Below are 13,349 nucleotides of genomic sequence, written 5' to 3'. Positions count from 1 at the left end.
GCAGACAGTACACTGCGTACGGCAAGGAGGCGCAACGCTGCCACAGGGGTTTTGTCAGCTGCGATTAGCCCACCCAGCGACGAGCCGAGGCGAACATGCGGAACCAGGCGCCATTCTCGCCCCAGTTATCCGGGTGCCAGCTGTTCTGCACGGTACGGAACACGCGTTCCGGGTGCGGCATCATGATGGTGAAGCGGCCATCGGCGGTGGTAACACCAGTAATGCCGGCCGGCGAACCGTTCGGGTTCAGCGGGTAGGTTTCGGTGGCGCGGCCATCGAAATCGACATAACGCAGCGCGGTAAGCACGCCGTCCTGTGCGCCCGGGGCAAACACGGCGCGACCTTCGCCGTGGCTGACCACTACCGGCAACTGGCTACCTACCATGTCGGCCAGGAAGATGGACGGCGACTCGGTCACTTCCACCATGGTGAAGCGGGCTTCAAACTGCTCCGACGCATTGCGCTGGAATTTCGGCCAGTGCTGTGCACCCGGAATGATGCCGGACAGATTGGACATCATCTGGCAGCCATTGCACACACCCAGGGCGAAGGTATCGCCGCGCTGGAAGAAGGCTTCGAACTGCTCGCGGGCACGCGGGTTGAACAGCACGCTCTTGGCCCAGCCTTCACCGGCACCCAGCACGTCGCCGTAGCTGAAGCCACCGCAAGCGGCCAGACCCTTGAAATCAGCCAGCGATACGCGACCGCTGATGATATCGCTCATGTGCACGTCGACGGCCTGGAAGCCGGCGCGGTCGAATGCCGCACCCATTTCCAGCTGACCGTTCACCCCCTGCTCGCGCAGGATGGCCATGCGCGGACGCGCACCGGTGGCGATGAACGGCGCGGCCGGGTTCTGTTCGGTATCAAACGACAGCTTGGCAAACAGGCCCTGCGACTTGGTATTGGACAGCAGCAGATGCTCGCTGTCGGCGCAGGCCGGATTGTCACGCATGCGTTGCAGGCGATAGCTGGTTTCGCTCCAGGCCTTGTGCAGGTCAACGCGGCTTTCGCTGAACAGCTCGTCACCATGATGATTGATGACCAGGCGGTCCTTGCTGTTGATCTTGCCCAGCACAAACAGCTCGCGGCCAATGCCGGCGGCCATGAAGCGGGAAATCACCTCGGAAGTGTGGGCCTTTTTCACCTGCAGCACGGCGCCCAGCTCTTCATTGAACAGCACGCGCATGATGCGGCCGTGGGTGGCGGCTTCTGCCGTCGGCTGCACGAAATCGTCGATGAAGCGCTGGGTGTTCTTGCGCTCGATCACCAGTTCCTGCAGGTCAACCGTCAGGCCGACATGGCCGGCAAACATCATTTCCGCCAGCGTGGCGAACAGGCCGCCATCGGAACGGTCGTGATAGGCCAGCAGCATATCGTCACGCAGCAGGCTTTGCACGGTATTGAAGAAAGCGGCCAGCTGGGCCGGGCTTTCCACGTCCGGCGCACGGCCTTCCATCGCCTTCCACACCTGGCCATAGATGGAGCCACCCAGACGGCAGCGGCCATAGCCCAGATCAACCAGGATGATGTCGGTGTCTTTTTCATTGCGCAGCTGCGGGGTTACCGTTTTGCGCACGTCTTCCACTGGCGAGAAAGCGGTGACGATCAGCGAAACCGGTGCCGTCACCGACTTCTTCTCGCCCTGCTCTTCCCACACGGTTTTCATCGACAGCGAGTCCTTGCCCACCGGGATGCTGATGCCCAGGTCCTGGCTCAGGCGCGATACCGCTTCCACGGTCTGGTACAGGCGGACTTCTTCACCTTGGTGGCCGGCAGCGGCCATCCAGTTGGCAGACAGCTTGATATTGCCGATGTGGCTGACAAAGCTGGCGGCGATATTGGTGAGCGATTCACCAATGGCCATGCGGCCGGACGCGGCGGCATCAAACAGTGCGGTCGGGGTGCGCTCGCCCATGGCCATGGCTTCGCCACGATGGCTGTTAAAGCCCATGGTGGTGACGGCCACGTCGGCCACCGGCACCTGCCACGGACCCACCATCTGGTCGCGTGCGGTCATGCCGCCCACCGAGCGGTCGCCGATGGTGATCAGGAAAGATTTGTCAGCCACGGCCGGATTACGCAGCACGCGGTAAGCGGTTTCCTTCAGGTCGAAGCGCGAGGCGTCGAACACGCGGAATTCCAGCGGCACCGTCTTGACGTCGCGGGTCATGCGCGGCGGCTTGCCCAGCAGCACTTCCAGCGGCATGTCTACCGGATTGTTGTTGAAGTGATCATCACGCACTTGCAGATGGCCATCATCAGTGGCCACACCCAGCACGGCAAACGGGCAGCGCTCGCGTTCGCAAATGGCGGTAAAGCGCTCCAGGTCCTGCGGCAGGATGGCCAGCACGTAACGCTCTTGCGATTCGTTAGACCAGATCTGCATCGGCGTCATGCCCTTTTCTTCCAGATGCACCTTGCGCAGATGGAAGATGGCACCACGGCCGGCGTCGTTCACCAGTTCCGGGAAAGCATTGGACAGGCCGCCGGCGCCCACATCATGGATCGACACGATGGGGTTGTTGCTGCCGTACTGCCAGCAACGGTCGATCACTTCCTGACAGCGGCGCTCGATTTCCGGGTTGCCACGCTGTACCGAATCGAAGTCCAGGTTTTCGCTGTTGGCACCGGTATCCATCGAGGATGCCGCGCCGCCGCCCAGGCCGATCAGCAGGCTGGGGCCACCCAGCTGGATCAGCAAAGCGCCTTCCGGGATTTCGTTCTTGTGAATCTGTTGCTGCTGGATGCTGCCCAGGCCACCGGCAATCATGATCGGCTTGTGATAGCCGCGCACTTCGCCATCCACCACTTCTTCAAAGGTGCGGAAGTAGCCGGTCAGGTTGGGACGACCGAATTCATTATTGAAGGCAGCGCCGCCAATCGGGCCATCCAGCATGATCTGCAGCGCCGAGGCGATGCGACCCGGACGGCCATATTCGGCCTGCTCGTCGCTGTACACTTCCCACGGCTGCTTGAAGCCCGGAATGTTCAGGTTGGATACGGTAAAGCCGGTCAGGCCAGCCTTGGGGCGCGAACCACGGCCAGTGGCGCCTTCGTCACGGATTTCACCACCGGAGCCGGTGGATGCGCCCGGGAACGGGGAAATGGCGGTCGGGTGGTTGTGGGTTTCCACCTTCATCAGGATGTCGGTCGGTTCGGTGGTGAAACCGTACTCGGCCGTTTCCGGTGCCGGATAGAAGCGGTCGATGAAGGCACCTTCAATCACCGAGGCATTATCCTTGTAGGCCACCAGCGTGCCTTGCGGATGTGCATCATGCGTGTCACGAATCATGCGGAACAAGGATTTGCCCTGCTCTACGCCATCGATCACGAACTGCGCATTGAAAATCTTGTGACGGCAATGTTCCGAGTTGGCCTGGGCAAACATCATCAGCTCAACGTCGGTGGGATTGCGGCCCATGCGGGTGAAGTTGTCCACCAGATAGACGATTTCGTCTTCGGACAGCGCCAGGCCCAGTGTGCGGTTGGCGGCTTCCAGAGCGGCACGGCCACCCGCCAGGATATCCACGCTGGTCAGCGGTTGCGGGTCCATGTGCACGAACAGCTTGTCGGCATCGTCCAGCGTGGCCAGCACGGTTTCGGTCATGCGATCGTGCAAGAGGCCCGCCAGAATCTGACGAGCCTCTTCACTTAAAGATATACCGGCGGTGCTGATCCAGTAAGCAGTGCCGCGTTCGATGCGTAGCACTTGCTCCAGCCCGCAGTGGCGGGCGATGTCGGTGGCCTTGGATGCCCAGGGCGACAGCGTGCCCAGTCGTGGCGTTACCAGGAACAGCTCGCCCTGTGGCGCTTCCGGGTACGGGGCCTCGCCATAATTGAGCAGCTTGCCCAGAATATCTTGCTGTTCGGTCGAGAGTTGGCTTTCGCTTTCGGCGAAATGCCAGAATTCGGCTTTCACGCTGATCTCGGGCAAACCGGCCTCGGCCGCCGCAGCGAGAAGTTTTTCAAGACGAAACTGGGACAGGGCGGCACCGCCCCGCAGCTTGAGAATGGTCGACATGCAACACTCGCGACAAGTATCAGGAAAGCGCGTCATAATACAGCAAAACAGGCCGTGCATTAAGGCCATTCTGCGGCGAATGTCGGGCAATCAACCGTCCACAGCGCATTTCCGGAACAATAAAGTCACCGCAAGGAGCACCCGAGCATGAAAAAAATCGAAGCCGTGATCAAACCCTTCAAACTGGACGAAGTACGCGAAGCCCTGTCCGACATCGGCATCAACGGCCTGACCGTCACCGAAGTCAAAGGTTTTGGCCGCCAGAAGGGTCATACCGAGCTGTATCGCGGCGCAGAGTACGTGGTGGACTTCCTGCCCAAGGTGAAAGTGGAGGTCATCCTGGCTGACGACCTGGTGGATCGCGCCATCGAATCCATCGTGGCGGCTGCCCGCACCGGCAAGATCGGCGACGGCAAGATCTTCGTCACCCCGGTGGAGCAAGTGGTACGCATTCGCACCGGCGAAACCAACGAAGACGCGATTTGATCAGCCGCCCTGCTGCCGGCCTGGCTGGCAACAGGCAAAGAAAAAGGCCGCAAACGCGGCCTTTTTCAGCTGACAAGCACGGTGGCGATTATTTCCACACCTTCCACCACGGCATTTCCTCGACTGCCCACGGCTGGGCCAGATAGGCGCTCCTGGGGTAGTTCAGCGCCAGCACGCGCTTGGCGTCGCCGCTCAGCTGGGTCATGCCCAGCTTGTCGTAGGCAGTCACCATCAGCGCCAGTGCCTCTTCCGGATACTTGGTGTTGGAATATTCTTTTACCACACCCTGCGCACGGTTGGCAGCAGCCAGATAAGCACCACGCTTCATGTAGTAACGGGCCACGTGCATTTCACTGCCGCCCAGTGCATCCACCAGACGATCCATCTTTGTCAGCGCATCCGCACTATACTTGCTGCTGGGGAAACGGGTGGTCAGTTCGCGGAAAGCCAGGAAAGACTCGCGGGCGGCCTTTGGGTCGCGCTCGCTCATGTCCTGACCGGCCCATTTCGACAACATGCCCTGGTCGTCGTTGTAATACACCAGGCCCTTGAGGTAGTACATGTAATCCACATTCGGGTGAGCCGGATGCAGCTTGATAAAGCGGTCGGCAGCGGCGATCGCCAGCTCCGGTTCATTGTCCTTGTAATGGGTATAGGCCAGGTCCATTTCGGCCTGCTGGGCGTAGCGACCATAGGGGTAGCGCGCTTCCAGCGTTTCGTACAGCTTGACAGCACGGGTATAATTACCGCTATTCAGTTCATCCCGAGCTTCCGAGTAGAGCTTTTCCACGGTCCAGCCGCGCGTTTCGTCGTAGGTTTCCGTGGTTGCACAACCGGCAAGCCCCATCACCAACATTGCTGCTACAACGTATCTTTTCATGACCGATCCTTACTTTGACTCGGAGGATTATAGCGATATCTCGGAAAACGAGGTATCTGCTCGACAACAGCTGGAGGTTCCGCTCTCTTTGGGTAGCGAACGCCTCGACGCAGCTCTTGCCAAACTCCTCCCCGATTACTCCCGCAGCCGCCTGACCCAATGGATCAAGGATGGCCATGTACTGGTGGACGGCAAAGTCGTCCCCCCGAAAACCAGACTGCTGGGTGGCGAAAAGCTGGACGTTACCATTGTTCAGTCAAATGAAGAAATGGCTTTCCAGCCGGAAGCCATGGATTTGCCCATTGTTTACGAAGATGAACACATCCTGGTGGTTAACAAACCGGCCGGGCTGGTGGTGCATCCGGCCAGCGGCAACTGGACCGGCACCCTGCTCAACGGCCTGCTGCACCACTGCCCGGCGCTGGCGCATGTGCCGCGCGCCGGCATCGTACACCGGCTGGACAAGGATACCAGCGGCCTGATGGTGGTCGCCAAGACCCTGCCGGCACAAACCGAGCTGGTGCGCCAGATGCAGGCGCGCAGCGTCAAGCGCATTTATCGCGCCATTGCCGATGGCATCGTCCCCTTCGACGGCACCATCAACACCTTGATCGGCCGCGATCCGCACAACCGCCTGCGCATGGCCGTGCTGAAGTTTGGTGGCAAGACCGCCATCACCCACGTCCGGGTGCTGGAACGCTACGATGCCCACTCTTATATCGAGTGCAAGCTGGAAACCGGCCGCACCCACCAGATCCGGGTACACATGAAGGAAGCACGCCACCCGCTGGCTGGCGACCAGTTGTACGGCAACCCGCGTCACAAGATGGACGAAGACATCGCCGCCGTGGTGAAAAACTTTGGCCGCCAGGCCCTGCATGCCTACAAGCTGGCGCTGATCCACCCGGCCACCGGTGAAGAACGCAGCTGGCAAGCTCCGCTGCCGGACGACTTCCGCTTCCTGCTGGACACCCTGCGCGGCGAAAGCGGCGAACGCATGGAGCAGGCCGCACCGCTGGCCGAAGAATGGGATGAAGACGAGGACGATGATGACGAAGACGACGACGGCGACATCGAGGTCATCTATGTCCGTGACTGAAGCCGGCAATAGCCCGCTACTGCAGGCCGGCTGGCCGGCTCCGGCTGCTGTGCGCACCCTGCTCACCACCCGCCAGGGTGGTGTCAGCCAGCCACCCTACGACAGCTTCAATCTGGGCACCCATGTAGGTGACCAGCCGGAAGCCGTTGCCGCCAACCGCGAACAGCTGCGTCTGCTGCTGCCGGACGAGCCGGCCTGGCTCAATCAGGTACATGGCACCAATGTGGTGGACGCTGCTGAAATAGGCGAAACCCTGCTGGATGCCGATGCCAGCTTCAGCCGCCAGCCGGGCAAGGTGTGCGTGGTGATGACGGCTGATTGCCTGCCAGTCTTGCTATGTGACGACGCCGGCAGCGTAGTCGCCGCCGCCCATGCCGGCTGGCGCGGGCTGTGCGATGGCGTGCTGGAAGCGGCCGTCAGCGCCACGGCCGTGGCCCCGGCTACGCTCATGGCCTGGCTGGGACCGGCCATTGGCCCGGATGCTTTTGAAGTTGGTGCCGAAGTGCGCGCCGCCTTCATCGCCTGCGACCCGGCCGCTGCCGCCGCCTTCACCGACATCGGCGAGGGCAAGTATCTGGCCGATATCTACCAGCTGGCGCGCCAGCGCCTGGCCGCTGCTGGCGTCAGCCGGGTGTATGGCGGTGATTACTGCACCGTCATCGAGCGCGAGCGCTTCTTCTCCTATCGCCGTGACGGGGTAACCGGACGCATGGCCAGCCTGATCTGGCTGCAGCCACAAGACTGACCCCGCCCCAGTACCAACGGCAGTCCCTGCACTTTTGATGCGGCGGCTGCCGTTTTCTTTGCCAGTGCCCCGGCCACTTGCCACGCTCTATGAACTGTCATTGAATTTTCATGCCAATAGCGTAGCGGACACGCAACAGTGGCAAAACACCAGATGTTGTGGCAAACACGCATCACTCCCCAGAAGCTTGTCTTTGTTGAATTTCCTGTCGGCAGCAAAAGCAGGCCGCCCTGCCTCAAAAAATTCCTATCGCCCTGCAAGCCTTATCTGGCGCGGATTTCGCATTTTCTGAGCGCTGTCAAGACTTGCCCCATCGCGCCGAGAACACTAGAATTTGGGCCAATCAAGCAGTGCAAACATATATATTGTGTTTATTCACAACGAACACACAGCTTTTCAACAGACTTGTCCACAGCCCTGCCCGGCCTGCCACCCAGGCCGCAGCGCAACAGACGCAAACCACCCAAAGAGGGCAATATGCAACTGACCACCTTTGAAGGGCAAACCGCCGCCGAGCTCGGCCGTGCCGCAGCCCCCCAGGCCGACTTCAGCCACTACAAGACCATTCGCCGCAATGGTGCCGTAGTGGCATTCGAGCCGGTCAAGATCTCCATCGCCATGACCAAGGCATTCCTGGCCGTGATGGGGCATCAGGGCGCCACGTCCGCCAGCATCCGCGAAAAGGTAGCCCAACTGACCGAGCAGGTGGTCAACGCCCTGATGCGCCGCAAGCCGGAAGGCGGCGCCATCCACATTGAAGACATCCAGGACCAGGTTGAACTGTCGCTGATGCGCTTTGGCGAACACGATGTGGCCCGCGCTTACGTACTGTACCGCGAACAGCGCTCGCAAGAGCGTGCCGCCCGTGGCGAAGCGCTGACCCAGATCCAGATCAACGTCATCCGCAAGGATGGCCGCAAGCTGCCGCTGGACATTGCCCGCCTGCGCGCCGGCATCGAATCTGCCGCCCAGGGCCTGGCCGGCATCGACATCGATGCCATCCTGTCGGAAACCCTGAAAAACATTTACGACGGTGTGCCGCTGGACGAAGTCAACAAGTCCGCCATTCTGGCCGCCCGTTCCATGATCGAGCAGGACCCGGCCTACGACTACGTCACCGCCCGCCTGCTGATGGACAGCATCCGCCTGGAAATCCTGGATGAATCGGTTAGCCAGGAAGAAATGGCCGAGCGCTATGCGGAATACTTCCCGCAATTCATCAAAAAAGGCATTCAGGCCGAACTGCTGGACGAAAAACTGGCCGAGTTCGACCTGAAAAAACTGGGCGCCGCCCTGGACGCCAAGCGCGACCTGAAATTTGGCTACCTCGGCCTGCAAACCCTGTTCGACCGCTACTTCCTGCACATCGACGGCACCCGCATCGAAATGCCGCAGGCTTTCTACATGCGCGTTGCCATGGGCCTGGCCCTGAACGAAGTGAACCGCGAAGCCCGCGCCATCGAGTTCTACAATGTGCTGTCCAGCTTCGACTTCATGTCGTCCACCCCCACCCTGTTCAACTCCGGCACCCGTCGTAGCCAGCTGTCCAGCTGCTACCTGACCACCATTGCCGATGATCTGGATGGCATCTACGAAGGTCTGAAGGAAAACGCCCTGCTGTCCAAGTTTGCTGGCGGCCTGGGTAACGACTGGACCCCGGTGCGCGCCATGGGCTCGCACATCAAGGGCACCAACGGCAAGTCGCAAGGTATCGTGCCCTTCCTGAAAGTGGTCAACGACACCGCCGTAGCGGTAAACCAGGGTGGCAAGCGCAAGGGCGCCGTGTGTGCCTACCTGGAAACCTGGCACGCCGACGTGGAAGAATTCCTCGAACTGCGCAAGAACACCGGTGACGACCGCCGCCGCACCCACGACATGAACACCGCCAACTGGATTCCGGACCTGTTCATGAAGCGCGTGATGGAAGGCGCCGAATGGAGCCTGTTCTCGCCGTCGGAAGTCCCCGATCTGCACGATCTGTATGGCTCCGCCTTCGAAAAGCGCTACCAGCACTACGAAGCCATGGGTGAACGCGGCGAAATGAAGGTGTACAAGCGCATCCCGGCCCTCAGCCTGTGGCGCAAGATGCTGACCATGCTGTTTGAAACCGGCCACCCGTGGGTCACCTTCAAGGACCCGTGCAATATCCGCAGCCCGCAGCAGCACATGGGTGTGGTACACAGCTCCAACCTGTGCACCGAAATCACCCTGAACACCAACGACGACGAAATCGCCGTATGCAATCTGGGCTCGGTCAACCTGGCCGCCCACATGGGTGCTGATGGCAAGCTGGACGCAGAAAAACTGCAACGCACCATCCGCATTGCCCTGCGCATGCTGGACAACGTCATCGATATCAACTTCTACCCGGTGAAGAAGGCACGCAACTCCAACCTGAAGCACCGTCCGGTGGGCATGGGCATCATGGGCTTCCAGGACTGCCTGCACATGAAGCGCGTACCGTACGCCTCGCAGGAAGCCGTGGAATTTGCCGATGAATCCATGGAAATGGTGGCCTACTACGCCTACTGGGCTGGCACCGAACTGGCTGAAGAGCGCGGCCGCTACCCGTCGTACAAGGGCAGCCTGTGGGACCGTGGCCTGCTGCCGCAAGACAGCATCAACCTGCTGGCAGCCGAACGCGGCGGCTATCTGGAAATGGACCGCACCGAGCGCCTGGACTGGAACGCCCTGCGCGAACGCATCAAGCAACACGGCATGCGCAACTCCAACACCCTGGCCATCGCCCCGACTGCCACCATCGCCAACATCATTGGTGTGTCTGCCAGCATCGAGCCGACCTACCAGAACCTGTTTGTGAAATCCAACCTGTCCGGCGAATTCACCGTCACCAATGAATACCTGGTGCGCGACCTGAAAAAAGCCGGCCTGTGGGATGAAGTGATGGTAGCCGACCTCAAGTACTTCGACGGCAGCCTGGGCCGCATCGACCGCATCCCGGCCGACCTGAAAGCCATCTACGCCACCGCCTTCGAAGTGGACCCGAAATGGCTGGTGGAAGCAGCATCGCGTCGCCAGAAATGGATCGATCAGGCCCAGTCGCTCAACCTGTACATGGCTGGCGCATCCGGCAAAAAACTGGACGACCTGTACAAGCTGGCGTGGATTCGTGGCGTGAAAACCACCTACTACCTGCGCACCCTGGCCGCCTCCAGTGCCGAGAAATCCACTGGCAAGGGCGGCGAGCTGAACGCAGTGGCCAGTGGCCTGAACCCGGCTTACAACGCTGCAGCCGAACAAGCCGCACCGGCAGTCGAGGTGGACAACACCCCGGCCACCGACGCCAAGTTCTGCAGCATTGACAATCCAGACTGCGAAGCTTGCCAGTAAGGCAAGCAAGCAGGATGGATTGATGCGAAGCAACAATCCGGATGGCACCGGAGCACAGCGACGGTGCCTAGCCCGCAGGGCGCGTGAAGCCTGCCAGTAAGCAGGCAAGCAAGACGGATAGACGCGAAGCGACAACCCGGATCCCCGCCGCACAGCTGCGGGGTCAGCAGGAACAGCTGGCCGCTCACCCGGCCAGCCCATTTCCAAACCGCTTGCCCGCAGGCGGTTTCCGAATGGGGAAGTGTAAGAGCAAACAAAAGTGCGGCCAGCATGGCCAGCCCTTGTCTGAACCAGGCCCACAAGGCCTTAACAATCAGAGATGCCCATGACACTTCAGGAATTTTTTAACCGTTACAGCCAGGCCTACTCGGCACTGGATGCGCGCGCGGTTTCGGCCATGTTCACCCGGCCCTTCACCGCCGTGCACCACGGCCAGATTGCCACCTTTGGTGTCAACGACGAAGAAATGCTGTACCAGACCACGCTAGGCATTCTCGAGTACTACCGCGCCCAGGGTGTCGTCAGCGCCAGCTGCTATCTGGCCGAAGTGCTGCCCTTTGGTAGCGAGCTGGCCACCGTCAAGGTGCGCTGGACCGCCCGTCGCCACCATGCCGAGCCGTGGATGTTTTCCACCGGCTACCACCTGAAACGGGAAAACGGCGAATGGCGCATCTACGGCCTGGCGCAGTACGAAGAACACAGCCATCCGGCCCACTAAGCCGGACAGCCTTCTCAAGCCGGCTGGCCGCAGCCGGCTTCGGAAGACCGAACCAACACACGGGGAGTACGGCATGAGCACCACCCTCTTCTGCAGCGCCAGCCGCGCTGCGCAGCATCCGGAACAAGACCGCTTTCGCAAGCTGGGCCTGGTGCTGGTCGACCTGCCACAGCCGCTGCGCGACACGCCAGCCACTCCCCGCACCGCCATCCGCATCATGCGCCAGAGCGCCATGCAGCTGGAACAGGCGCCCTGTCAGCCCGACAGCGCTACCAGCACGCATGCCCTGCCCGGCGCGCAATACCAGATCCAGCCAGCCGCCCCACAGGGCGTAGCCGGCAAATAAACACGGAGAATGCAAAACATGTTGAGCTTTGACGATACCCCGGTACAAAAACCGGCCGTTCCCTCCAGCAACGACAGCCAGACCGGCGGCCGCGTAAATGCCGTCGACAAGAAAGTCATCAACGGCACCACCGACGTCAACCAGCTGGTACCGTTCAAGCACAAATGGGCCTGGGAAAAATACCTCGCCCAATGTGCCAACCACTGGATGCCGCAAGAAGTGAACATGCAGCGCGACATCGAACAATGGAAAACCGGCCAGCTGTCCGAAGATGAAATGCGCATCGTCAAGCGCAACCTCGGCTTCTTCGTTACCGCCGACAGCCTGGCTGCCAACAACATCGTGCTGGGCACCTACCGCCAGATCACCAGCCCGGAATGCCGCCAGTACCTGCTGCGTCAGGCCTTTGACGAAGCCATCCACACCCACGCCTACCAGTACATCGTGGAAAGCCTGGGCCTGGATGAAGGCGAAGTGTTCAACGCCTACAACGAAATCAAGTCCATTCGTGACAAGGACGAATTCCTGATTCCGTTTATCAATGTACTGTGCGACCCGGCCTTCAAGACCGGCACCCTGGAAACCGACCAGAAGCTGCTCAAATCGCTGATCGTGTTTGCCTGCATCATGGAAGGCCTGTTCTTCTACGTCGGCTTCGTGCAAATCCTCGCCCTGGGCCGTCAGAACAAGATGACCGGCGCTGCCGAGCAATACCAGTACATCCTGCGTGACGAATCCAGCCACTGCAATTTCGGTATCGACCTGATCAACACCATCAAGCTGGAAAACCCGCAGCTGTGGACCGACAGCTTCAAGGCCGAAATCGTCGAGCTGTTCAAACAGGCCGTGGAGCTGGAATACGCCTACGCCGAAGACACCATGCCGCGTGGCGTACTGGGCCTGAACGCCAGCATGTTCAAGGAATACCTGCGCTTTATCGCCAACCGTCGCATGCAGCAGATTGGTCTGGATCAGTTGTTCCCGGGCGTGAACAACCCCTTCCCGTGGATGAGCGAGATGATTGACTTGAAGAAGGAGAAAAACTTCTTTGAGACGCGGGTTACCGAGTATCAGACTGGCGGGGCGTTGAGCTGGGATTGATTTGACATATGTCAGAAATAGGAAAGGTTGAAATTTTGTAGTCAAAATCTGAAATTTCCTATAGCCAAAGCATGAAATCTTGCTTGGCTGCATGAGAAAGGCCCTGCTATGCAGGGCCTTTCTCATGGCGTGGCGAACGTGTCTTGTTATCAGTTATCGAGATTTCTGCGAGTGCTCACTTTTCGCCCGAAGCGGTCTCCCACTCTATCTGTCTTGAGCATCCGTTCAGAGCCACGTCTCGACCATTTCCTTTGCATCGTAGGCGAGGACTGCTTTCTAACTTGTTGATCGCTCACTTTCGGACCACTGCAGATGCTTCAAAGAGAACTGAAGGGGTCAATCAGTCAGGCCTGGCCGTGTGAAGCCGCAGCGCCTGCCATATTAGCGGTATCTTTCGTCAATTTTGAAAGTCTCTTTGACTCAGGTTTACACCGTGCTGGTCTTGTTACAGATTGGGCGGCTGGTCGACATCACGGGCCTCCGCTGCGCTCTTGGAAGATGTGTATGAGAGCCCCCTCCAAGCACCCGGCTCATCGTTCTTCCTCTCACCATAAAAACGTGAGAAAATACATCTATTCCATTTTTGAAAATTTGTAATG

9 protein-coding genes are annotated in these 13,349 nt (G+C 60.0%); 7 read left to right on the top strand and 2 right to left on the bottom strand.

Features of this window, described 5'->3' with window-relative positions:
• Positions 1 to 64: 64 nt before the first annotated feature.
• Entirely contained in the window at positions 65 to 4,024 is a 3,960-nt protein-coding gene (purL, locus tag EAY64_RS09360; RefSeq protein ID WP_103524503.1) for a phosphoribosylformylglycinamidine synthase, read from the bottom strand.
• Between the two features lie 147 nt (positions 4,025 to 4,171).
• On the opposite strand from purL, the gene EAY64_RS09355 reads away from it, so the two are divergent.
• Entirely contained in the window at positions 4,172 to 4,510 is a 339-nt protein-coding gene (locus tag EAY64_RS09355; RefSeq protein WP_103524502.1) for a P-II family nitrogen regulator, read from the top strand.
• Positions 4,511 to 4,598: 88 nt separating this feature from the next.
• On the opposite strand, the gene EAY64_RS09350 is transcribed toward EAY64_RS09355, so the two are convergent.
• A complete protein-coding gene (locus EAY64_RS09350; RefSeq protein ID WP_103524501.1) occupies positions 4,599 to 5,390 on the bottom strand; it encodes an outer membrane protein assembly factor BamD in 792 nt (263 codons plus the stop codon).
• Between EAY64_RS09350 and rluD the strand changes: the two genes are divergently transcribed.
• From rluD to EAY64_RS09320, 6 genes are all read left to right on the top strand, one after another.
• Entirely contained in the window at positions 5,389 to 6,489 is a 1,101-nt protein-coding gene (gene rluD, locus EAY64_RS09345) for a 23S rRNA pseudouridine(1911/1915/1917) synthase RluD (RefSeq protein ID WP_103524500.1), read from the top strand. The genes EAY64_RS09350 and rluD overlap by 2 nt on opposite strands.
• Positions 6,476 to 7,234, top strand: a complete 759-nt coding sequence (gene pgeF, locus EAY64_RS09340) for a peptidoglycan editing factor PgeF (protein ID WP_103524499.1) — start codon at positions 6,476 to 6,478, stop codon at positions 7,232 to 7,234. Before rluD ends, pgeF begins: the two co-directional genes overlap by 14 nt.
• Before the next feature lie 477 nt (positions 7,235 to 7,711).
• Positions 7,712 to 10,585, top strand: coding sequence for a ribonucleoside-diphosphate reductase subunit alpha (locus EAY64_RS09335; RefSeq protein WP_103524498.1), 2,874 nt, complete (start codon positions 7,712 to 7,714; stop codon positions 10,583 to 10,585).
• 325 nt (positions 10,586 to 10,910) lie between these two features.
• Complete coding sequence (locus EAY64_RS09330; protein WP_103524497.1) at positions 10,911 to 11,303, top strand: DUF6841 family protein; 393 nt, start codon at positions 10,911 to 10,913, stop codon at positions 11,301 to 11,303.
• A 73-nt stretch (positions 11,304 to 11,376) separates the two neighbouring features.
• Positions 11,377 to 11,649 (top strand): hypothetical protein, encoded by a 273-nt coding sequence (locus tag EAY64_RS09325; RefSeq protein ID WP_103524496.1) that lies wholly within the window; start codon positions 11,377 to 11,379, stop codon positions 11,647 to 11,649.
• Positions 11,650 to 11,667: 18 nt separating this feature from the next.
• Positions 11,668 to 12,750 carry a ribonucleotide-diphosphate reductase subunit beta gene (locus EAY64_RS09320; protein WP_103524506.1) on the top strand — a complete coding sequence of 361 codons (1,083 nt, stop codon included), beginning with the start codon at positions 11,668 to 11,670 and terminating at the stop codon, positions 12,748 to 12,750.
• Positions 12,751 to 13,349 lie beyond the last annotated feature (599 nt).

It is taken from the genome of Aquitalea palustris (assembly GCF_003693445.1).
Classification (GTDB): Bacteria; Pseudomonadota; Gammaproteobacteria; order Burkholderiales; family Chromobacteriaceae; genus Aquitalea; species Aquitalea palustris.
This window is presented reverse-complemented; position numbering and strand designations above follow the sequence as displayed.